Origin of the sequence: Paractinoplanes globisporus DSM 43857 (assembly GCF_000379645.1) — a bacterium.
Lineage (GTDB): Bacteria > Actinomycetota > Actinomycetes > Mycobacteriales > Micromonosporaceae > Actinoplanes > Actinoplanes globisporus.
The window spans coordinates 46077-65973 of record NZ_KB903320.1 but is presented as its reverse complement, the minus strand read 5'-3'; the positions used below and the strand labels follow the sequence as shown (position 1 = coordinate 65973).

The window sequence follows — 19897 nt, the reverse complement described above, 5'->3', positions numbered from 1 at the left end:
GAGCCTGGGGGATGGCGCGCGAGATCGATGAGGCGTGGATCGAGGAGGCTATCGACCGATATCGACGTCTTGATGAGTTGCGCGCGGAATTCGACAAGGCCGTGGCGTCGCATTCCGTGTCGGTGCACTCTCCGGACGATTCGATCGAGGTACTGGTGACGGCCGCGGGAGAGATCGCCGAGGTGCACATCTCGGGGTCGCTGCAGCATCGGGACACGGCGGAATTCGCGCGCGAGATCCAGGCCGTCGTGACCAGCGCGGCCGAGGCGGCCCGCTGGGCCCGTGCCAAATTGCACGGCGAGATTTTCGGCAAGCTGAAAGAGGACTGAGATGGATCACGTGGCCGACCGGCTCGATCGGGCGGCCGACACGCTCGCCACCGTCGACCGGCGGCTGCCGTCGCTCGGGGTCGCGGCGTCGGCGTTCGGCGCTGACGATGCGGGCGTGCCCGGCCGGCTCGGGCGTGCGCTGCATGCCCGGTGGGCGGCGGTGCTCGAGGCCCGCGGGCGCGAGGCGGCCGATCTCGCGGTGCGGCTGGCCGAGGCGGCGGGCGCGGTGCGGGCGGCCGCGCGAGACTATGCGGCCACCGATGAGACGGTCCGGCGACGGCTGGATCGAGAGCGCTGATGGACCGTCTCGACGAGGTGCTCGCGGTCGCGGCACCGCTGCTCGCGCGGGTCGACACGCTGCTCGGGGAGCAGGGGGCGCCTGCCGACCACGAGGTGTGGCGGGAACTGCGGCGAGTGCGGCTGCTCCCGGGCGACGCCGCGCGGGCGGTGGCGTCGTTGCGGCCCGCGGAATTCGACGACGCGGTGAGCCTGCTGCGGGCCGACGCGCGGGCCTGCGCCGAGGTGGCCGAGGGCCTGCCACCGCCGGGCGAGTGGGACGGCGAGGCGGCGGAGGCCTACACGGAGCTGCGCGGGCAGGTGGCCGACCGGCTCAGCGGGGACGGTGAGAGCCTCGACGAGCGGCTCGAGGCGTCGGCCGATCTCGCGCAGGCGTTGGTCGACTGGATGGCGCGGGCGCGTGCCGATCTTGCCTACGCCCTGGCCGGGGTGCTGACATCGACCGATGCGCTGACGGTGGGGGACGATCCGGGCGCGGCCGCCGGGGTGGCCGCCGCCGTCCTGCGCACGATCGCGGAGAGCTATGTGGAGGCCGACGATCTGCTGCAGGGCTCGGCCGAGATCGCGGAGGCGATCGCGATGTGAGTCGCCACATGCGGCGCGGCGCCGCCTTCGGCTCGTTGAGTCCGATTGCGACGCCGCGTCTCCTGCACCCCCCGCAGGTACCGCATACTCAACGCCATCCATCGAGCGTTGTCGTGGGCCCGGCCCGGGTTCGGGACGCTCGGCGGAGCAGGACGGCACGACCGTCGGCCCGGACTCGACCCTCGGGGGATCGATAACTGTCCATCCGGGTGATGGTCACGCCCGGGCGCGACGGCGGCGCACGCTCAGCACGAGAGCGCCGATGCCCGAGAGCAGCAGTGCCGCGCCGGCCATCGCCAGGCCGGCCACGCCGGGCCCGGTGATCGGGAGTCCGCCGGCGGCGCCCGATGTGTCGACCGGAGTCATGCGCTCCTCGGGAGCCACCGCCGCGGCCTCGAGCAGGCCGATCGCGAAGTCGAGCTTGACCGCGGAGGTCCGGCCGCCGTACCCGGACTGTCCGCGATCCTTGTCCGCACCACCCTGGGTGAGCGACACCTCGATCGCGGTCGCACGGGCCGCGATGGCGTGCCCCTTCTCGGCGCGACGCTCACCACCCAGGGTGATGTGCAGCCGCGTGTCGCCGCCGGTGGCCGGGGCCGACTCGGAGACCGGGTTCGGGGCGTTCACCGTGGGCAGGCCGGGCACGTGCGGCAACGGCAGCGGACGGCTGGCCGGGCGCAGGCCGCCGAGGCCGGCCGCGTCGAGCACGCCCGATTCGGTGGCGTCCCGCACGGCACCGAGCGTGACATCGGCCGACTCACCGGCGGTGTCCAGGCGCTTGGTGGCGATGCCGTCGCCGGAGACCTCGATCACCGCGGGCTCGTAGCGGACGTCGCCGCCCTCGCTCGACATGGTCGCGGTCAGTGACGGCGCCTTCAGCACGCGCAGCTTCACCCGGCCGCCGGCCAGTTCGAAGGTTCCGGCCGCGACGGTGGCCGAGGCCACCGTGCGGGCATCGCCGTCGCTTCCCTCCAGCGCCGTCGTGCTCATTCCGGCGGCCTTTTCCCGTACGCGGACCAGCGGCGTCCCGGCCGTACCGAGCAGGGTCGCGCCGTGCACGGCCGACTGCGCCCGGGCGGTTTCCCCGGCTGCGTTGCCACAGGCCATCGCCGCGTCCCACCGGGCACGACCGGTGAGATTCCCGGCGCCGATCTTCAGCGGCCCGACCCGGCCGGCGGGGGTCGTGCGGGTCGACGGCCGGCCGTTGGTCGGCGGCGCCTGCTGGAGCAGTGGTTCGGTCCAGGCGGGCTCGCCGTCGGCCTGGCCGTCGAGGATCCGGGCCACCGCCGCCGACTTGATCGTGGCGGTCGCGACCATGGCGGCGCGCGCCTCGCCGAGGCCGACGTCGCTCAGGCTCAGGCGAGCGGTCTTCGGGGCCGCGTCGCCGCCGCCCTGCCGCCCAGGCAGCCGGGGAAGCTCGCCCCCGCCCATGCCGCCGGTGTCGGCGGACTCGCCGCCGCCCGCGCCGCTCGTGTCCACGGGCTCGCCGCCGCCGATGCCGCCGGTGTTCGCCGACTTGACGCCGCGCGTCGCGCCGGAGACCGCGGGCTGGCCGGTGACCGGGTCGATCGGCGGCAGGATCGGGTTGTTCGGCAGGACTCCGTCGATCAGCTGCCGCCCCACCGCGCCGATGCCCTCGCTCAGGGTGTCGTTGTCCTCGTCGGAACCGTCGATCGGATCGGTGAGGACGTGGTCGGACGCGCCCTCCCGGGCGGCCGGCGCCTCGTCCGACGGCGCCTCGTCCGACGGCTCCTTGGTCACCGGCCGCTCCTCGCCGCCGGTGCGAATTTCGAGCTCATCGATCCGGAGCAGTTCGGCGCCGGACTGCGCCGCATAGTTTTCGGCACGTTCGCAGGGCGCGGGCGCGGCGAAGGCCGGCTGCGGCGCGGCGACCGATCCGGCGAATCCGAGTGCAACGACACTGGCGGCCAGCGACCTTGCGGGCTTCATGGCGATTCCCTCCCGAAGTGTTCCGCGATGGGGCGGCGTCTACGGGTCTGCCCAACGACGGTCGATCTGGGCGGTTGCGTCGCATCTATGCGACAACCCCAGCGGGTAGTCCAAAACCGGCATTTGGTACGCCTGATCTAGGTTCGGTGAGGTCGTCGTAGGCTGGGGGCCATGGGCATGCTGTGCGCGGTCAGCTTCAACCGGTACGGCCGTCTCTACTACCTCGATCCGGGCGAGTTCGCGCCCCAGGTCGGCGACCGGGTGCTGGTGCCGACCGACGACGGACCCGAGGTGGCGGAGTGCGTCTGGGCGGCGCAATGGGTGGACGAGGACACGGCCGGTTTCCCCAAGGTCGCGGGCCTCGCCGCCGACGATGACCTGCGCCGCGACGAGCTGCTGCGCAAGCGCAAGGCCGAGGCCAAGGTCGCCGCCAAAAAGCTGATCAAGGCGCATGACCTGCCGATGAAGGTCGTCGCCGTCGACCACGTGCTGGACCAGGCCGGTTCCGGCGGGGCCCGGACGACCATCTACTTCACCGCGCCGCACCGGGTCGACTTCCGCTCCCTGGTACGCGACCTCGGCGCGACCCTGCACTGCCGAGTCGAGCTGCGCCAGCTCTCGGCCCGCGACTCGGCCCGCGTGCAGGGCGGCATCGGCTCGTGCGGCCGCGACCTGTGCTGCGCCACGTTCCTCACCGACTTCGAGCCGGTCACGATCCGTATGGCGAAAGACCAGGACCTGCCGCTCAACCCCCTGCGCATCTCCGGCGCCTGCGGCCGGCTCATGTGCTGCCTCAAATACGAACATCCGCTGTATCAAAAGTTTCAGGCGTCGGCCCCGGCCGTCGGCACCCGCGTCACCACGCCCGACGGCGATGGCCGAGTGATGGCGCACAGCGTCCCGCGCGACGAGGTAGTCGTCCGTATGGACGCCGACGGCTCACGGTGCTCCTGCAGCCGCGCCGCGGTGTGCGGCCCGCGACAGAGCCACGAGGAGCGCTACAGCTGAGCCCGGCGCCGCTCGTGGGCGACCGTGGCTGGGGCCCAGGCCTGCAAGGGCCCGCGGTGAGCGCTGGCGCGGGCTCGTGGGGGACCGTGGCTTAGCCCCGGCGCGGCTCGTGAGGAACTGCGGATGGGTCTCAGGTCAGCTGGATCGGGGGCTCGATGCGGTGGGGGACCAGCGGGGCGTCCGGGTTCAGCCAGGACGTGTCCGGGGCGCCGGCGGGGTCGGCTTTCCACTTTCGGCAGATCTTGTCGATGCCTATCGGGTGGATCGTCAGGGAACCGTCGGCGGCGATGTGCAGGCGTAGGAAGCTCTTGTGGTCTTCGATGCCCTGGCCGGCGAACAGCTCGTTGACGTTGACCCGGAACTGGCCGGCGATCAGCAGGTAGAGCGCGCACAGCTGGGTCGACAGGAAGCCGATGATCGGGCCGTAGATCACCGCGGCGACCACGAGCGGCCCGGGCCAGGGCCAGTCGTGCGCGGGCAGTTGCAGCCACACCCAGGTGCCGAGGATCGCGAGCCCGATCTGGGCGAAGCCGTGCCCGAGCCCGAAGAGCCAATGCCGGGCGTGATTGGCGAACGCGGCGCCCGGCGGCTGGGCGAACAGGACCGTGCCGGCCAGGATGATGACGACCATCAGGCCGAGCGGGATCGTGAACAGCCGCTGGATGTTGCCGCCCTGGCTGGCCGCGCCGGCCATGGCCAGCATGGTCAGCGTGTGGATGATGCCGAGCATGGTGGCGAAGCCCGGGTTGCGGGCCGGCACCCGGCGGAACACGCCCCAGCTCATCCGCCTCGAGTCGGCGGCGGACGGGAAACGGGTCTGCAGGGCGTACTCCCGGCTGCGGGACGCGCTGCGGGTCAGCGTCTCCTCGGGCGGGACGGTGAGCTTGTCGGGCAGCTGGTGGGTGGCCAGCAGGTAGGCTCCGCCGCCGCCACAGGTGATCAGCTGCCGGTCGGGGCCCGAGTAGCGCGCGTAGTGGTGCAGGTCGCCGGAGACGAGCACCCGCACGTTCGCCCCGGTCGGCGCCAGGATCGTACGGATGAAGTAGTCGGTGGCGTCGTACTCCTTGGGGTCGGCGGCCGCTTTCACCCACTTGGGTGACGGGGTCATCAGGATGATCCGGTCCTGCGGGCCGACGTGCTTGGCCGCCTTTTCGAAATACAACAGCTGAGGATCATCGATGTACGCCCCGAACTGCTCGTCCATCGCGAACAGCCACCAGTCCCCGGGCAGCTTGACCGCGAAGTACGACCGCCGCTGCTGGGTGCGCCAGCCGCCGATGTGGCCGTCCTTGCGGCGGGCGAACAGGCGCAGGAACGCGGTGAGCCCGTCGTACCAGTCGTGGTTGCCGGGCAATGCGAACAGGGTCGGCCGTGGCCCGCCGGCCGGTGGCTCGGGCAGGGCCGCGCGGTAGGGGCCCTTCATCCGGTTCTCGTACCCGTCGCCGCTGGCCAGCGGATAGACCTGGTCGCCGCCCATGAGCAGCAGCCGGCCGCGCGGCAGCGAAGCACCGTCGATCTCAAGGTGCGGCTGGGCGAGCAGCCAGGCCACCGAGTACGTCGCGTGGAAGCCGTCGCCGAGGTCGGCCACATAGTCGAGCCACATCTCGCCGTCGGCGGTCGCCGAGTGGTCGAACCACTCGCCGTCCAGCGAGTTCTGCAGCTCGCGCTTGTCGAGGTACGCCCCGAAGAGGATCGCCAGCAGCGCGCGCAGCCCGGTGCTCAGCAGCAGCAGGGGCGCCAGCCAGCCGACCGGTCGCTGCGGGGTGAACCCGATCTCCTGCGGGTCCATGCTGCGCGGCCGGGGCGGAAGGACGGGTTCCGCCTCGGCGGGCCGGGAGTGATCGTCGGTCACGCCTGGCACAGTAGTCCCGGGGGCCGACAGAAAGCAGTCTGGTTCCGGCGGTACCGGGGGCGGGCGCGAGGGACCGATACCGTACACTTATCCATCGTTGCCGCCTTAGCTCAGTCGGTCAGAGCGACGCACTCGTAATGCGTAGGTCGACGGTTCGATTCCGTCAGGCGGCTCCAGTTGCGGAAGGGCTCGTCTACCCGGGAAACATGGGGTAGACGAGCCCTTTCGGCTTTCCGGGCGGCGGAGACGCTAGCCCTCGCCCGCGGCTACCCGCTGGGGGATGCAACCGAGGTCGCTGCCGACGGAGGCTTCCGGCGTGACAGAAGCAAACCATCACATCGGGCCGCTACGGGGTCAGCGCGTGCTTGTCGTCGGGCGGGGTAGCGGGATCGCTCGGGCGGTGACGTTGGCGGCGCGGGACGCGGGTGCGAACGTCGTCGCCGCCGGGCGGGACGGCTCGGCGCTGGCCGCCGCGTATGCGGGGGAGCCCGCGATCAGCACGGAGACCGTCGATCTGACCGACGAGGAATCGATCGCCGCGCTCGGGGAGCGGCTCGGGCGGGTCGACCACGTGGTGTCGACGGCGTCGGCGCGGGCCCGGGGGCGGCTCGCGGACCTGAATCGGGACGCGATCCGGCTGTCGTTCGACACGAAGGTGATCGGGCCACTCATGCTGGCCAAGCACCTGGCCCCGCGGATGGCCGAGACCGGGTCGTTCGTCGTCTTCTCGGGCGTAGCCGCTGCCAAGATCGCGGTAGGCACGATGGGAGTCGCCATCACGAACGGGGCCGCGGACGTGCTGGCCCGGTCGCTCGCGCTGGAGCTGGCGCCGATCCGGGTCAACGCGATCTCGCCGGGGGTCATCGACACGGGAGCCTGGGACGGGTTGGGTGAGGTGGGCAAGGCCGACTACTTCGCCGAGATGAGCGCTCGCAACCCGGCGCGGCGGATCGGCACGACCGACGATGTCGCCGACGCCGTGCTGTACGCGTTGACCAGCAGCTTTCTCACCGGGCAGACGCTGCACATCGACGGCGGGGAACCGCTTACGTGATCTTGTGAGAGGGAAGGGCAGGTCATGACCGTGAATTGGGACCCGGTGACGCCCGAGCAGGTTCGGCGGGCCATCGAGGAGTACGACCGGCTGGGCGCCACGGCGTTCTTCGCGGCGCACGGGTACGCGCCGACGACCACCTACGACCTGGTGTGGGAGGAGCGGCGGTACCCGCCCAAGGCGATCCTGGGCACGGCCTACGAGTTCGCGACCGGCGCGAGGCTCGCCTCGGGGGATTTCGAGGGCGGCCGGAGCGGGGCCGTACGGGTCCTGGGCGGGCTGGGTTTTGATGTTCGTCCCCGCCGGGACAGCTAGCACCCCGTACGAAATCAGGAAGCCGAAGCAGCGAGCCAAGCCTGGTCGGCGGCTTTTTTGCGGGCCAGGCCGTCCTCGCCGTCGTAGCGCAGGAAGCGGGGGAGAGCGACGGCCAGGGCCGCGGTGCCGGCCATGCAGAGGACGCCGCCGAGCCAGATGGACCCCGAGACGCCCAGGCGGGTGCGGGCCATCAGGCCAGAACGGAGCTGGCCGAGCAGCGGACCCGTCGTGTACGAGAGCATCTCGATGCCGGCCAGCCGTCCGCGCAGATGATCGGGGATGGTCTGACTCCACATGATCGAGCGGAAGATGCCGGAGATCATGTCGGCGCCGCCGGCGAAGGCCAGGCAGGCGAGGGTGAGCCAGAGGGTGTGTGAAACGCCCACGCCGACGATGCCGAGACCCCAGAAACCGGCCGCGATCAGGACCATTAGGCCGTGACGGTGGGTGCGCGACGTCCAGCCCGAGGTGAGGGTGGCGATCAGCGAGCCGACCGAGGGCGCCGCGTAGAGCAGACCGAGGATGCGCGGGCCGCCGAGTTGGGTGGCGAGGAACGGGTAGAGGGCCTGGGGCATGCCGAAGAACATGGCGTTGATGTCGACCAGGTACGTGCCCAGCAGCTCGGGGCGTGACTTGGCGTAGCGCAGGCCGGTGACGACCGAGCGGATCGAGGGTCGGTCGGCGGCCGGCGGGGGCGGCACTGCGCGGACCAGGGTGAGGCAGGTCAGCGAGACCGCGAAGGTGACCAGGTCGAACGCGTAGACCAGGGTCAGGTCGACCGCGGAGATCAGCAGGCCGGCCAGGGCGGGGCCGCCGAGCTGGGCGATCTGCATGCCGAGCGACTGCAGGGCCATCACGGCCGGTAGCTGCTCGGGCTCGACCAGGCGGGGGACCATCGCCTCGAGGGCGGGTCGCTGCAGGCCGTCGACGCACGCGGCCAGGGCGGCGACCACGTAGAGCAGCCACAGGTGGGGGCGGTCGGACAGGGCGTTGAGCAGCAGCACGCCGGTGAGGGCGGCCAGGGCGAACTCGCCGCCGCGGACCAGCAGGCGACGGTCGAGGTAGTCGGCGAGCGCACCGCCCACGAACGCCATGACCAGCAGCGGGACCAGCTCGCAGACGCCGAGCAGGCCGACCATCAGCGGGTCGTTGGTGAGCTTCGCCACCTGGTACGGAATGGTGACGTACGTGATGAACGACCCGAACGCCGACACGGCGCCGCCGGTGAAGACCAGGCGGTAGTCGCGGGACGTGCGGAGCGGGCTCAGATCGAGTCCCAGGCGTCTGCTCACGGGCGGCGATGCTACGGCTCCGCGGCGTGAGCCGCGACGTCATTTCAGCACTAAACGGCCCGTGGCCTCGAACGATGCAAGATCGGCAAGGGTTTCGTCGACCACGAAGGACTGGTGCGGCAGGGCGTCCAGCGGGAAGAAGCCGGCGTCGACCGACTCCTCGGTCTGCCGCTGCAGCTCGCCCTCCCAGGTGTGGATGCGGAAGCTCATGAGGATCTGCTGGTACGTGTGCCCGTAGTCGTTCGTGTACGTGTACGCGGAATAGAACGCGAACGGGGTCAGCGACGTCGCCCGCAGGCCCGTCTCCTCCCACACCTCGCGGATCGCGCACTCCTCGATGCTCTCGCCGAGCTCCATCGCCCCGGCCGGGATCGCCCACCGGAGGTTGTCGGAGCGCTGGATCAGGAGCAGGCGATTCTGGTCGTCGAGCACCACCCCGCGCGCCCCGACGAAGAAGATCGTGTCGGAGTCGCCGACACTCGCCCGCACCCTGCCCAGATAAGACTCAGCCCACGTCAGTGCCACGGGGGCAAGAATAGTCAGGCCGATTTCTTGGCGGCCTTCTTGGCCGGGGCGGCCTTCTTCGCCGGCGCCTTCTTGGCGGCCTTCTTGGCGGGAGCAGCTTCCTCGCCGCGCGCTTTCTTCGCCCGCTCCACCGATGCCTTGAGCGCCGCCATCAGGTCGATCGCCGCCGCCGGCGCCTCGTCGGCCTCCTCCGGCTGTACGACCTCGCGGCCCTCGACCTTGGCGTCGATGACCTCCTGAAGGGCGGCCCGGTAGTTGTCGGTGAACTCGTCGGGCTTGAAGCTGCCGGCCATCGAGTCGATCAGCGAGCTCGCCATGGCCAGCTCGGCCGGCCGGGTCTCGATGTCCTCGTCGAGGAAGCCGAAGTCGGGAGTGCGCACCTCGTCCGGCCAGAGCATGGTGTTGAGCACCAGCACGCCCTCGTGTACCCGCAGGGTGGCCAGCTGCTCGCGCTGCCGGATCGCGATCTTGACGATCGCCACGCGGTCGGCGTCCTGCAGGGCGTCGCGCAGCAGGATGTACGGCTTCGCGGCCTGGCCCTCCGGCTCCAGGTAGTACGCCTTCGCGAACAGGATCGGGTCGATGTCGTCGGCGGGCACGAACTCCAGCACGTCGATCGCCCGGGACGTGGTCAGCGGCAGGTCGGAGAAGTCCTCGTCGGTCAGGATGACCATCTCGCCGCCGCCGATGTCGTACCCCTTGGCGATGTCGTCGTAGCTGACCACCTCGCCGTCGATCGAGCAGGTCCGCTGGTACTTGATCCGGCCGCCGTCGGTCCGATGCACCTGGTGGAACCGGATGTCCTTTTCCTCCGTGGCGGAGTAGAGCTTCACGGCGATCGACACCAGGCCGAACGAGACCGCGCCCTTCCAAATCGCGCGCATGGTGAATATCCCCTCGTCGTCCTGATCAGGATCGCACTACTGAGGCCCCTGCGTAAGCCTATGGTGATCGAGTGCCCGGTGCTCCGCTCTCTCCGATGCTCGCCACCACCGGCGCGCTGCCGGTCGGGCCGGGCTGGAGCTACGAGTTCAAGTGGGACGGGGTGCGCGTTCTCGCCCTGTTCGCCGGCGGTCCGCCGGAGTTGTTCGCGCGCTCCGGAGCGGTGGTGACTGCCGCCTACCCGGAAATCGCCGACCTGCACCTTCCGGAGGGGACCCTGCTCGACGGCGAGATGGTGGTGCTCGACCAGAACGGGCGGCCGTCGTTCACGGCGCTGGCCGAGCGCATGCACGTCCGCGAGCGGGGGCGGGCGGCGCGACTGGCCGCGAGCCTGCCGGTCACGTACATGATCTTTGATCTTCTCTATCACGACGGCATGGATCTCACCGGGCTGCCGTACCTGGCCCGCCGGGAGCGGCTGGAGGAGCTCGACCTGGCCGGGCCACGCTGGATGGTGCCACCCTCGTTCGGCGACGGGGCGGCGACCGAGGCCGCGGCCCGGGAGAACAGCCTCGAGGGTGTGGTCGCCAAGCGCACCGACTCGGTCTACCTGCCCGGCACCCGCTCGCCCGACTGGATCAAGGTGAAGTTCGACCGCACCGGCGACTACGTGATCGGCGGCTGGCGTACGGGGGCGCGCAAGCTCGGCGGCCTGCTCGTGGGGGTGCCGACCGCGGACGGGCTGGCGTTCCGCGGGCGCGTCGGGGGTGGCATCGGCGCGGTGGCCGAGAAGGCGCTGCTCTCCCGGCTGGAACCGCTGGCCCGCAAGGACTCGCCGTTCGCGCCGGGCGCGGTGCCGCGGGAGGACGCGAAGGGCGCCCACTGGGTGGACCCGTCGCTGGTGGTCGAGGTCCGCTACGGCAACCGGACCCCGGACGGACGGTTGCGCTTCCCGCGCTTCCTGCGGTTACGTGACGACAAGACGCCCGAGGAATGCGCGGAGGAGGACCTGGATGCCTCGTGACCGGTTTCCCGTCTCGATCGATGGCCGTGATCTCGAGCTGTCCAACCTCGACAAGCTGATGTACCCGGCCGCGGGATTCACCAAGGGCGAGGTCATCGACTACTACACCCGGGTCGGGCCCGTGATCCTGCCGCACCTGGCCGACCGGGCCGTGACCCGCATCCGCTACCCGAACGGGGTCGAGGGCGCCCACTTCTTCGAGAAGAACAAACCGGGGGGTACGCCCGACTGGGTGCGCCTGGAGACGTTGCCGGTGCCGGGCTCGACGATGAGCCGGGAGACGATCGATTTCGTGGTCGTGGACGACCTGCCCACTCTGGTCTGGCTCGCGAACCTGGCCGCGCTCGAGCTGCACACCCCGCAGTGGCGGGTCGGGGCCGATCCCGACCTGCTGGTGGTCGACCTGGACCCGGGGGCGCCGGCCGGGCTGCGGGAGTGCAGCGCGGTGGCGGTGCTGATGCGCGACCGGCTGGCCGAGGACGGGGTGGCGGCGTACCCGAAGACCTCGGGGAAGAAAGGCATGCAGCTGTGCTGCCCGATCTCCGGGACGCAGAACGCGGAGATCGTCTCGGGGTACGCGAAACGGGTCGCCGAGGAGCTGGCCGCGATGGTTCCCGGGTCGATCACCGCGAAGATGGCGAAGGCGGTACGGCCCGGCAAGATCTTCATCGACTGGAGCCAGAACGCGGCGGCCAAGACGACCGTCACGCCGTACTCGCTGCGGGCGCAGGAGTATCCGACCGTGTCGACGCCGCTGACCTGGGACGAGGTGGAGGCGGTCGGCACCGGGGAGGCCGAGCCGCACCATTACCGGGCGGGCGAGGTGCTCGACCGGATCGAGGAGCACGGCGACCTGCTGGCCGATCTGCTGACCCCGGGGCCGGTGCTGCCCTAGCGCCTACCTTGCGTCGCAAGGTACCGTGTCAGGCATGCCAGACGACGGTCAGTTGGCGACCAGCCTGCGCCGCGGGACGCTCGAGTTCTGCGTGCTCGCCATGGTCGAGCTCGAGGACCGCTACGGCACCGAGATCGTCCGCCGCCTCGGCGACGAGCCCGGGCTGGCCGCGAGCGAGGGCACGATCTATCCGCTGCTTTCGCGCCTGCGCCGGGTCGGCTGGCTCGACAGCAAATGGGCCGAGTCACCGTCCGGGCCGCCCCGGCGCTACTACGGGCTCACCGCCGCCGGGCGGGCCGCGCTCGAGCACTTCCGCACCGAATGGGTTTCGTTTCGACAGACCGTCGACCGTCTCGTGGGAACCGGTGAGGCCGCATGATTACCCAGCACACCGACGTCGTCACCGAGTACCTGCGCGAGATCGACCTGCGCCTGACCGGGCTGCCCGTGCTGCAGCGCCGCGAGCTGCTCGCCGATCTGGCCGCCCACATCGAGAACGAGCGGGTCGAGCGCAACCTGCGGGGCGAGGCCGAGCTGATCGAGGTGCTCGAGCGGCTCGGCAGCCCCGAGTTGGTGGCCGCGGCGGCCTACGCCGAGGCCGGGCCGCTGCCCCCGGTCGTGGGGCCGCCTATGCCGCCGCCGCTCCCGCCACCGGCGCCGCCGCGCGAGCGGGCGTCGTGGGTCGTGCCGGTGGTCGGGGCCGGGGTCATCTTCCTGCTGATCGTGATGGCGCTCTGCGCGGGTTTCCTCGGTTTCTCGCGCGCCGGGAGCTCGCAGGCGCCGGCGATCGAGACGGCAAAGCCGGCCCCGCCGGCGCCGACGGCCAGTTTCGGCGTGCCGGCGCCGACGGCCAGTTTCGCCCCGCCGGCCCCGACCGCTACGCGGTAGCCGTCAGTCGATCTGGGGGAGCGGCGGCCCGAGCACGTCGTCCGCGTCCACGATGGTGTACGCGTACCCCTGCTCGGCCAGGAAGCGCTGCCGATGGGCCGCGTACTCGGTGTCGATCGTGTCGCGCGAGACCACCGTGTAGAAGTGCGCCTGCCGCCCGTCTGCCTTGGGCCGCAGCACCCGGCCCAGCCGCTGCGCCTCCTCCTGCCGGGAGCCGAACGTGCCGGACACCTGGATCGCCACCGCCGCCTCGGGCAGGTCGATCGAGAAGTTGCCGACCTTGGAGATCACCAGCGTCTTCAGGGAGCCGTCGCGGAACGCGTCGAACAGCCGCTCGCGCTCCTTGTTCGTCGTCGAGCCCTGAAGGATCGGGGCGTCCAGGTACTCGCCGAGCTCATGGAGCTGGTCGATGTACGCCCCGATGACGAGGATCTGCTCGCCGGGGTGCTTGTCGACCAGGGCGCGTACGACCGGCAGCTTGGTGCGCGCGGTGGCGGCGACCCGGTAGCGCTCCTCGGCGTCGGTCACGGCGTACGTCATCCGCTCGGCCTCGGTGAGCGTGACCCGCACCTCGACGCACTCGGCCGGCGCGATCCAGCCCTGGGCCTCGATGTCCTTCCACGGCGCGTCGTAGCGTTTCGGGCCGATCAGCGAGAAGACGTCGCCCTCGCGGCCGTCCTCGCGCACCAGCGTCGCGGTGAGGCCGAGCCGGCGGCGGGCCTGCAGGTCGGCGGTGAACCGGAAGATCGGCGCGGGCAGCAGGTGCACCTCGTCGTAGATGACCAGGCCCCAGTCGCGGGCGCCGAACAGGTCGAGGTGGGTGAACGCCCCGCCGCGGCGGGCCGTGAGCACCTGGTACGTCGCGATGGTGACCGGGCGGATCTCCTTGCGCTCGCCCGAATACTCCCCGATCTCCTCCTCGGTCAATGAGGTACGAGCGACCAGCTCGCGTTTCCACTGCCGGCCGGCCACGGTGTTCGTTACCAAGATCAAGGTCGTGGCGGAAGCCGTTGCCATCGCGGCCGCGCCGACGAGCGTCTTCCCGGCGCCACAGGGCAGCACGACCACGCCGGAGCCGCCGGCCCAGAAACCGTCGACCGCCTCCTGCTGGTAGGAGCGCAACGTCCATCCCTCCTGCCTGAGGGAGATGTCGTGCGCCTCACCGTCGACGTAACCGGCCAGGTCCTCCGCGGGCCAGCCGAGCTTGAGCAGGGCCTGCTTGAGGCGGCCACGCTCGGACGGGTGCACCAGGATGGTCTCGTCGTCGACCCGGGCGCCGAGCATGCCGGCCAGCTTCTTCGATTTCGCCACCTCGACCAGCACGATCTTGTCGAGGCCGCGCAGGACGAGCCCGTGGACCGGGTCGTTGAGCAGCTGGAGCCGGCCGTAGCGATCCATCGTCTCGGCCACGTCGACCAGCAGCGCGTTGGGCACCGGGTAACGCGAGAAGCGGATCAGCGAGTCGACCACGCTCTCGGCGTCGTGGCCGGCCGCCCGCGCGTTCCACAGGCCGAGCGGGGTCAGCCGGTAGGTGTGCACGTGCTCGGGGGAGCGCTCGAGCTCGGCGAACGGCGCGATCGCCATCCGGCACGCCCGCGCGTCCGGATGGTCGACCTCAAGCAGGAGAGTCTTGTCCGACTGCACGATCAGTGGTCCGCCGCTCACGGAAGCCCCTTAGCAATAGACGACCCTCCAGTCTGCCACGGCCGTCACTCCTCCTCGGGCACCGCCGCCGTGATCCGGTGCAGGGCGAAGGTGTGCAGCGTCTCGGTGCGCTCGTCCTCGGCCCGCAGATAACCGGCGCTCAGCGAGACCGGGCGCACCAGGCGGGAGAGCGTCGCGCCGTGCGAGTCGACGTAGCCCACCCAGACCCGGGCCCTCTCGCGGACCGCCTGCTGGAGGACGGCCATCGCCTCGCCGTGCCGCTGCACCGAGCTCAGGCCGGTCGTGCTCTGGCCGTTCGCGGCGCGCACGGTGACCGGGGCCCGGCGGGCGGCCCGGGTGGCGATGTCGCCCCGGCGGATCTGCTCGACCACCCCGGCCAGTCGGGGTCCGGCGAGGACGGGGGGTCCGGCCTGGTCGGCAAGTCGCGCCGCCAAGGAGGTACGGGTCGGAGCACGGCGAACCTTGGGCCGGGCGAGCACGGCCGCCCCGCCCGCGTCCTCGGCGACCGGGGCGAAGCCCGCATCGCGCAGTTGGGACAGCAGCCGGCTCGTCGGAGACGGGCTCACCAGCACGGTCGGCGCGATCTGGCGCAGCGCCAGCGGGATCAGCCGCTTGTCGGCGAGCACCTCGGCGATCAGCGCCTCGTCGTCGCTGCGCAGGTAGGACCCGGCCGAGCCGGTACGCAGGCCACCGTGCCGGCGGGCGGCGTCGTCGATCATGTACGTCAGGGTCTGCGGCACCGGGGTGCGCGAACGGCGCTTGAACAGCGCGTGCAGGTCGTTCGCCGTGTATCCGACGTCGAGCGCCCGGCGCACGCTGGCCGGCGTCACCCGGAACACGCTCGCGCCGCCCGCCGACTCGGGCTCGGCCACGACGTCGAGCTCGGCCGCGAGCTCGGGCTCGGGCGGCCCGGGCACCACCACCGAGAGATCGGCCTGCACCAGCACGTGATCGACCGGGGCCGGCAGCAGGCCGTCGAGCAGGCGGACCGAGTCGCTGGTCTGCTGCGCCGCCGCGGCACGCACCCCGAGCGGGTCACTCTCGTCGCCCTCGTCCGGGTCTTCCAAAATCAACCGGGCGTACGAGGTCAGCGCGCCGATCGCCGTCACGCCCAGCAGCGCGCCCCCGGCCAGCGCATCGCGGTGCGACGCCTCCCGGCCGCGGGCGCGTCTCGGCGCCTGCCACGACAGCAGCTCGAGCACCTCGTCGGCGCTGGGCGCGGCGCCCGGTGCGAGGTCGGCCAGCACGAGCAGCGCCTCCCGCCGGGCCTGCGGCGCGCCGGCCCGCTCGGCCTCGGGAGCCAGCGCGTTGATCGGCCGGTCCCGGTCGTCGCGGCCGCCGACCAGCCCGGGCAGGCGGGTCATCGACAGCCAGGCGCGGACCAGCGTGTGCCAGCGCTGGGCGATGCTCAGCGCCCGCCACAGGTCGTACGCCCCGGTGGGCAGGAAGATCTCGTCGACCGGGGCGCCGGCCCGGCTCACCGTCACCGAGCGGGACGAGCCGTGCGCGTCGGCCTCGCCGAGCAGGCCCGCCGCGTACACGATCTCCAGCAGAAGCGCCGCGCCCGGCTCGTCGAGGCCGGCCGAGCGGCTCAGCCGGCGCAGATCGCGCACGCCGAGGCCGCCGGCCCGCAGCACCGGAGCCGGCTCGGCGGCGAGCGCCTCGAGAAGTGCCTCCGCGCTGCGGACCGCCTCCATGACCTGCCCGGTGCCGGCCGAGTCGACCGATTTCGGGTCGCGCGGCGTCGTCTCGGGCAGCGGCGGGAACGGGCGCAGCTCGCCGAGCGGCCCGGTCTCCCGGCGCAGCAGTATGCCCACCTCGCGGGGGAGCTCGACCAGCTCGCCGTCCGGCCGTGGGGCGCGACCGGCCTCGGTGATCGGCACGAGCACGTGCTGCTCGACCAGCCAGCGCACCGGCTCGGCCATGGTGTCGCGGCTCAGCGCGCCGATCGGCGGCCCGGCGGCCAGCCGGTCGAGCACGGCGCGGGCGGCGGGCGCGGCGGCCAGCACGGTGCGGCGCAGCCGGGCCTTGTCGGCGACGAGCGCGGCGGTCTGCGGCTCGAGATAGTCGGCGGGACGGCCGAGGCCGGCCGGGTACGGCGAGGTGACCTCGTCGACGGCGCCGGTGACCTGCAACGCGTCCTCGGTGCCGTGCAGCAGGAAGCGCACCCGCAGCCGGTCGACCGCGACCCGCACGTCGTCGGCCTGCACCCCGGCGGCCAGCTCGAGGATCGCCGCCATCGAGGTCAGCGCCGTCTCGGCCGAGCGGCTGAGCCGGGCCGCGTCGAGAATCCGCAGGGTGAACTCGTCCAGGCCGTCGAGGCAGCGGGCGACCGACCCGCGGGACTGGGCGCGCACGGCCAGCGCCGAGATGTCGGCGGGCAGGGGCACGACGAGGTCGGGGCGCAGCTGAATGAGCGCGCCCAGCGCCTCGTCGCTGAGCGCACGGAGCTGATCGGCGAATGTGGTGGCCATCGTTCTCAACGCTAGCCGCCGTGGGACGATATTGAAGTGTCCGGGGATCTCCGGACGCCGCATCCGTACCAGTAGTGACACTGAAGGGGACATTCGTGGCCGCACAGAACAAGAAGCCGGGAACCGCCGCGCGCGAGGTGGCCAGGCCGGGTCCGGACCACGGCCCGCACGCCGTGTCGGAACTCGTGTCCGACCGGGCCGCGGCGCCCTCGCCGTTCGGTGATGACCAGACCTTCCCGCTTCCGCTCGAGCGCCTCACGTACATCTCGGCCGACAAGTTCTAGTGCGGCCGGCGGTCGGTTTCGACCTGGACATGACCCTGATCGACTCCCGGCCGGGGATCCACGCGGCATACCTCGCCCTGACCGCCCGGACCGGCGTCTTCGTCGACGCCGACCTGGCGATCACGCGACTCGGGCCGCCGCTGCGGGCCGAGCTGGCCGAATGGTTCCCGGCCGAGGACGTCGAGGAGGCGGTGACCACCTACCGGGCGCTCTACCCGGACTACGCGATCACACCGAGCGTGCCCACCCCGGGCGCCGTCGCGGCGCTGGCCGCCGTACGCGAGCTCGGCCTGCGGGTGATCGTGGTCACCTCGAAGCTGGGCCGGTTGGCCCACCTGCATCTCGACCATCTCGGCATGGTCGCGGACGGGGTGGCCGGCGACCTGTTCGCCGAGGGCAAGGCGGCCGCGCTGACCGAGCACGGCGTCCGCTGGTACGTGGGCGATCACGTGGCGGATATGGTTGCGGCCCGCACCGCGGGGGTACCCGGAATCGGCGTGGCCACGGGCCCGTGCTCGGCCGGCGAGCTGAGCGCGGCGGGCGCGGCGCACGTGCTACCGGATCTCACGGGCTTCCCGGCCCTGCTCCGCCAGATTGCAGTTGGGTACTAGCCCATGGCTTCAGTAGCCTTTGCGGTGAGCGGTTGTTTCCATTGAGTGAAGTTGAGGTCAGCGGTGCCCACGGGTCGAGTGAAGTGGTACGACGCGGCGAAGGGATTCGGGTTCGTCACCAGTGATGAGGGCGGTGACGTGTTCCTGCCCAAGGGTGCGCTGCCGGCCGGGGTGGCCGAGCTGAAAACCGGCCAGCGGATCGAGTTCGGCGTCGTGGACAGCCGCAAGGGCGCCCAGGCCATGGGCGTCAAGCTGATCGATGCGCCGCCCTCGCTGGCCGAGCTGCGCCGGCGCCCGGCCGACCAGCTGCACAGCATGATCGAAGACATGATCAAGGTGCTCGAGCAGCAGGTGCAGCCGGGCCTGTCCCGCGGCCGGTACCCCGACAAGAAGACGTCGGCCACGATCGCGCAGGTCGTGCACGCGGTCGCCCGCGAGTTCGAAAGCTAGATAAACGGTTTCACCTGAGGCGTCAGACCCGCCGCCGCCGAACGCTGCAACAGGGCGTCGGCGGCGGCGAGTCCGTCTCGGCCCAGGTCCAGGGTGAACTCGTTCACGTACAGGTCGATGTGCTGCTGGACGACCTCGGGCTCCATCTCCTGCGCATTGGCGAGGATGAAGTCGCGGCTGGCGTCGGGGTTGGCCCAGGCCATGCTCACCGACGTGCGGATCCATTCGGTGGCCGCGGCCGGGTCGACCACGCCCTTCTTGGCGAGGATCGCGCCGAGCGGGATCGGCAGGCCGGTGTCGCCCTCCCACCACTCGCCGAGGTCGGCCAGCGAGACCAGGCCGTGGCGCTGGTAGGTGAAGCGGGCCTCGTGGATGACCAGGCCGGCGTCGAACCGGCCCGCGGCCACGCCCGGCATGATCTCGTGGAACGGCACGACCTCGATGCGGGCCGGGCTCCGGTCGGCGGCCCAGAGGCGGAACAACAGGTACGCCGTGGTGCGGTCGCCGGGGACCGCCACCGTGGCGCCAGTCAGCTCCTGCGACGCGTCACGCGCCAGCACCAGCGGGCCGCAGCCGCGACCGAGCGCGCCGCCGGTCGGCAGCAGCTCGTAGTCGTCGAGCAGCCAGGGCAGCGCCGCGTAGCTCACCTTGACCAGATCGAACTCGCCGCGCTCGGCCGCCGTGTTGGTGACGTCGACGTCCGCGAAGGTCAGATCGACCTCGGGCGCGCCGGGGATGAGCCCGTGCACGAGGGCGTGAAAGACGAACGTGTCGTTGGGGCACGGCGACGCCGCGAGGGAAAGAGCCACGAAGTTCAAACTAGACCCGTCACCCGAGGCCCGCGCGTCGCGACAGCTGTCTACCATCCCACATGGTGAAGTTATCCACAGGCTGTCCACAGGGCGGCGGAAGCTGTGGACAACGCGGCGAAGGCCTCCTTGAGTCGCCAGGCGGCCCGGTCCCGCGGCCCGATCGGGTTGGAGATCGTGCGCAACTCGGCGAAGGGCAGACCGGCCGCGGCGACGGCCACCCCGAAGCCCTCCATCGCCTCGGCGACCGCCCCCGGGAACCGGGTCGCGAGCAGGTCGGCGGTCGCGCCCGTGCCGGTTACCGTGGCCAGCGTGAGCACATCCCCGACGACTGCTCCGGGCAGCGCGGCGGAGAGGCCCTTGAACAGCAGCGGGTCGGCCGGCAGCACGCTGGTGCCGAAGCCCAGCTCCTCGACCGGCAGGAAGCCGTCGGGCGACTCGGCACCGAGGTCGGCGGCGATGCTGCGGGCGCCGAGCACCGTCGCGCCGACCGGGGCCCGGCCGACAAAGCCGCCCGCGATGCCGGCGCTGATCACCGCGCGGTAGCGGCCCGTGGCGAGCAGCCTCGCCGTCCCGGCGGCGGCCGCCGCCGGACCGACGCCAACCGGCTCGACGACGACGTGCCCGCGGTCGGCCCCGGCGCGCACAGCCTCGGCCTCGGCGGCTACGGCGGTGACCACCAGCAGCGGGTACGTCATCAGCGGCGGT

22 protein-coding genes and 1 tRNA gene are annotated in these 19897 nt (G+C 71.8%); 14 read left to right on the top strand and 9 right to left on the bottom strand.

The window, feature by feature from the left end; all coding sequences use genetic code 11:
• Positions 1-11 precede the first annotated feature (11 nt).
• Genes A3CQ_RS0133630 through A3CQ_RS0133620 form a run of 3 tightly spaced genes read left to right on the top strand, consistent with a single transcriptional unit; the run spans position 12 to position 1211 of the window.
• A complete protein-coding gene (locus A3CQ_RS0133630) occupies positions 12-329 on the top strand; it encodes a YbaB/EbfC family nucleoid-associated protein (RefSeq protein ID WP_020515345.1) in 318 nt (105 codons plus the stop codon).
• 1 nt (position 330) lies between these two features.
• Positions 331-627: a hypothetical protein gene (locus A3CQ_RS0133625; RefSeq protein WP_020515344.1), complete on the top strand. Its 297-nt coding sequence runs from the start codon at positions 331-333 to the stop codon at positions 625-627.
• The gene (locus A3CQ_RS0133620) at positions 627-1211 is read left to right on the top strand and encodes a hypothetical protein (RefSeq protein ID WP_020515343.1); all 585 of its coding nucleotides are present in this window, start codon (positions 627-629) and stop codon (positions 1209-1211) included. Before A3CQ_RS0133625 ends, A3CQ_RS0133620 begins: the two co-directional genes overlap by 1 nt.
• Before the next feature lie 216 nt (positions 1212-1427).
• On the opposite strand, the gene A3CQ_RS0133615 is transcribed toward A3CQ_RS0133620, so the two are convergent.
• Positions 1428-3161: a hypothetical protein gene (locus A3CQ_RS0133615; RefSeq protein ID WP_020515342.1), complete on the bottom strand. Its 1734-nt coding sequence runs from the start codon at positions 3159-3161 to the stop codon at positions 1428-1430.
• A 171-nt stretch (positions 3162-3332) separates the two neighbouring features.
• Here A3CQ_RS0133615 and A3CQ_RS0133610 point away from each other — a divergent pair, with 171 nt between their 5' ends.
• Positions 3333-4169 (top strand): PSP1 domain-containing protein, encoded by an 837-nt coding sequence (locus A3CQ_RS0133610; protein ID WP_020515341.1) that lies wholly within the window; start codon positions 3333-3335, stop codon positions 4167-4169.
• 130 nt (positions 4170-4299) lie between these two features.
• On the opposite strand, the gene A3CQ_RS0133605 is transcribed toward A3CQ_RS0133610, so the two are convergent.
• Positions 4300-6021, bottom strand: a complete 1722-nt coding sequence (locus tag A3CQ_RS0133605) for a metallophosphoesterase (protein ID WP_020515340.1) — start codon at positions 6019-6021, stop codon at positions 4300-4302.
• Positions 6022-6120: 99 nt separating this feature from the next.
• On the opposite strand from A3CQ_RS0133605, the gene A3CQ_RS0133600 reads away from it, so the two are divergent.
• The 3 genes from A3CQ_RS0133600 to A3CQ_RS0133590 all read left to right on the top strand — a co-directional run bounded on the left by A3CQ_RS0133600 (position 6121) and on the right by A3CQ_RS0133590 (position 7390).
• Positions 6121-6197, top strand: a tRNA-Thr gene (locus A3CQ_RS0133600).
• A gap of 140 nt (positions 6198-6337) precedes the next feature.
• Positions 6338-7075: an SDR family oxidoreductase gene (locus tag A3CQ_RS0133595; RefSeq protein ID WP_051115430.1), complete on the top strand. Its 738-nt coding sequence runs from the start codon at positions 6338-6340 to the stop codon at positions 7073-7075.
• Positions 7076-7099: 24 nt separating this feature from the next.
• Positions 7100-7390 carry a ScoMcrA-related endonuclease gene (locus tag A3CQ_RS0133590; protein WP_020515338.1) on the top strand — a complete coding sequence of 97 codons (291 nt, stop codon included), beginning with the start codon at positions 7100-7102 and terminating at the stop codon, positions 7388-7390.
• A 14-nt stretch (positions 7391-7404) separates the two neighbouring features.
• Here A3CQ_RS0133590 and A3CQ_RS0133585 read toward each other — a convergent pair whose 3' ends face one another.
• The 3 genes from A3CQ_RS0133585 to ku are packed head-to-tail and all read right to left on the bottom strand — an operon-like array spanning position 7405 to position 10091.
• Positions 7405-8682 carry an MFS transporter gene (locus A3CQ_RS0133585; protein ID WP_020515337.1) on the bottom strand — a complete coding sequence of 426 codons (1278 nt, stop codon included), beginning with the start codon at positions 8680-8682 and terminating at the stop codon, positions 7405-7407.
• A 39-nt stretch (positions 8683-8721) separates the two neighbouring features.
• Positions 8722-9207, bottom strand: coding sequence for an NUDIX domain-containing protein (locus A3CQ_RS0133580; RefSeq protein WP_026206499.1), 486 nt, complete (start codon positions 9205-9207; stop codon positions 8722-8724).
• Between the two features lie 14 nt (positions 9208-9221).
• Positions 9222-10091, bottom strand: coding sequence for a non-homologous end joining protein Ku (gene ku / locus A3CQ_RS0133575; RefSeq protein ID WP_020515335.1), 870 nt, complete (start codon positions 10089-10091; stop codon positions 9222-9224).
• Positions 10092-10162: 71 nt separating this feature from the next.
• Between ku and ligD (A3CQ_RS0133570) the strand changes: the two genes are divergently transcribed.
• From ligD (A3CQ_RS0133570) to A3CQ_RS57945, 4 genes are read left to right on the top strand one after another with little or no spacing between them, the layout of a single operon-like run.
• Positions 10163-11113: a non-homologous end-joining DNA ligase gene (gene ligD, locus A3CQ_RS0133570; RefSeq protein WP_026206498.1), complete on the top strand. Its 951-nt coding sequence runs from the start codon at positions 10163-10165 to the stop codon at positions 11111-11113.
• Positions 11103-12008 carry a non-homologous end-joining DNA ligase gene (gene ligD / locus A3CQ_RS0133565; RefSeq protein ID WP_020515333.1) on the top strand — a complete coding sequence of 302 codons (906 nt, stop codon included), beginning with the start codon at positions 11103-11105 and terminating at the stop codon, positions 12006-12008. Before ligD (A3CQ_RS0133570) ends, ligD (A3CQ_RS0133565) begins: the two co-directional genes overlap by 11 nt.
• Positions 12009-12042: 34 nt before the next feature.
• Entirely contained in the window at positions 12043-12387 is a 345-nt protein-coding gene (locus A3CQ_RS0133560; RefSeq protein WP_020515332.1) for a PadR family transcriptional regulator, read from the top strand.
• The gene (locus A3CQ_RS57945; RefSeq protein WP_020515331.1) at positions 12384-12896 is read left to right on the top strand and encodes an HAAS signaling domain-containing protein; all 513 of its coding nucleotides are present in this window, start codon (positions 12384-12386) and stop codon (positions 12894-12896) included. Before A3CQ_RS0133560 ends, A3CQ_RS57945 begins: the two co-directional genes overlap by 4 nt.
• A 3-nt stretch (positions 12897-12899) precedes the next feature.
• Here A3CQ_RS57945 and A3CQ_RS0133550 read toward each other — a convergent pair whose 3' ends face one another.
• Both A3CQ_RS0133550 and A3CQ_RS0133545 read right to left on the bottom strand, forming a co-directional pair.
• Positions 12900-14561: a DNA repair helicase XPB gene (locus A3CQ_RS0133550; protein ID WP_020515330.1), complete on the bottom strand. Its 1662-nt coding sequence runs from the start codon at positions 14559-14561 to the stop codon at positions 12900-12902.
• Positions 14562-14605: 44 nt separating this feature from the next.
• Entirely contained in the window at positions 14606-17035 is a 2430-nt protein-coding gene (locus tag A3CQ_RS0133545; protein WP_020515329.1) for a helicase-associated domain-containing protein, read from the bottom strand.
• 95 nt (positions 17036-17130) lie between these two features.
• Between A3CQ_RS0133545 and A3CQ_RS0133540 the strand changes: the two genes are divergently transcribed.
• The 3 genes from A3CQ_RS0133540 to A3CQ_RS0133530 all read left to right on the top strand — a co-directional run bounded on the left by A3CQ_RS0133540 (position 17131) and on the right by A3CQ_RS0133530 (position 18380).
• Positions 17131-17319, top strand: coding sequence for a hypothetical protein (locus tag A3CQ_RS0133540; protein WP_020515328.1), 189 nt, complete (start codon positions 17131-17133; stop codon positions 17317-17319).
• Entirely contained in the window at positions 17319-17930 is a 612-nt protein-coding gene (locus tag A3CQ_RS0133535; RefSeq protein WP_020515327.1) for an HAD family hydrolase, read from the top strand. Before A3CQ_RS0133540 ends, A3CQ_RS0133535 begins: the two co-directional genes overlap by 1 nt.
• Positions 17931-17993: 63 nt before the next feature.
• Entirely contained in the window at positions 17994-18380 is a 387-nt protein-coding gene (locus A3CQ_RS0133530) for a cold-shock protein (protein ID WP_026206497.1), read from the top strand.
• Here A3CQ_RS0133530 and A3CQ_RS0133525 read toward each other — a convergent pair.
• Positions 18377-19246 (bottom strand): 1,4-dihydroxy-6-naphtoate synthase, encoded by an 870-nt coding sequence (locus A3CQ_RS0133525; protein ID WP_370657633.1) that lies wholly within the window; start codon positions 19244-19246, stop codon positions 18377-18379. The two genes, A3CQ_RS0133530 and A3CQ_RS0133525, sit on opposite strands and share 4 nt — an antisense overlap.
• 14 nt (positions 19247-19260) lie before the next feature.
• Positions 19261-19887, bottom strand: a complete 627-nt coding sequence (locus tag A3CQ_RS0133520; protein WP_020515324.1) for a futalosine hydrolase — start codon at positions 19885-19887, stop codon at positions 19261-19263.
• Positions 19888-19897: the final 10 nt, after the last annotated feature.

What these genes read in the sequence shown, in the direction of transcription:
- A3CQ_RS0133630 (WP_020515345.1), top strand. Translation starts at nt 12, where the DNA reads ATGGCGCGCGAGATCGATGAGGCGTGGATCGAGGAGGCTATCGACCGA.
- A3CQ_RS0133625 (WP_020515344.1), top strand. Translation starts at nt 331, where the DNA reads ATGGATCACGTGGCCGACCGGCTCGATCGGGCGGCCGACACGCTCGCC.
- A3CQ_RS0133620 (WP_020515343.1), top strand. Translation starts at nt 627, where the DNA reads ATGGACCGTCTCGACGAGGTGCTCGCGGTCGCGGCACCGCTGCTCGCG.
- A3CQ_RS0133615 (WP_020515342.1), bottom strand. Translation starts at nt 3,161, where the DNA reads ATGAAGCCCGCAAGGTCGCTGGCCGCCAGTGTCGTTGCACTCGGATTC.
- A3CQ_RS0133610 (WP_020515341.1), top strand. Translation starts at nt 3,333, where the DNA reads ATGGGCATGCTGTGCGCGGTCAGCTTCAACCGGTACGGCCGTCTCTAC.
- A3CQ_RS0133590 (WP_020515338.1), top strand. Translation starts at nt 7,100, where the DNA reads ATGACCGTGAATTGGGACCCGGTGACGCCCGAGCAGGTTCGGCGGGCC.
- ku (WP_020515335.1), bottom strand. Translation starts at nt 10,091, where the DNA reads ATGCGCGCGATTTGGAAGGGCGCGGTCTCGTTCGGCCTGGTGTCGATC.
- ligD (WP_020515333.1), top strand. Translation starts at nt 11,103, where the DNA reads ATGCCTCGTGACCGGTTTCCCGTCTCGATCGATGGCCGTGATCTCGAG.
- A3CQ_RS0133560 (WP_020515332.1), top strand. Translation starts at nt 12,043, where the DNA reads ATGCCAGACGACGGTCAGTTGGCGACCAGCCTGCGCCGCGGGACGCTC.
- A3CQ_RS57945 (WP_020515331.1), top strand. Translation starts at nt 12,384, where the DNA reads ATGATTACCCAGCACACCGACGTCGTCACCGAGTACCTGCGCGAGATC.
- A3CQ_RS0133545 (WP_020515329.1), bottom strand. Translation starts at nt 17,035, where the DNA reads ATGGCCACCACATTCGCCGATCAGCTCCGTGCGCTCAGCGACGAGGCG.
- A3CQ_RS0133525 (WP_370657633.1), bottom strand. Translation starts at nt 19,246, where the DNA reads ATGGTAGACAGCTGTCGCGACGCGCGGGCCTCGGGTGACGGGTCTAGT.
- A3CQ_RS0133520 (WP_020515324.1), bottom strand. Translation starts at nt 19,887, where the DNA reads ATGACGTACCCGCTGCTGGTGGTCACCGCCGTAGCCGCCGAGGCCGAG.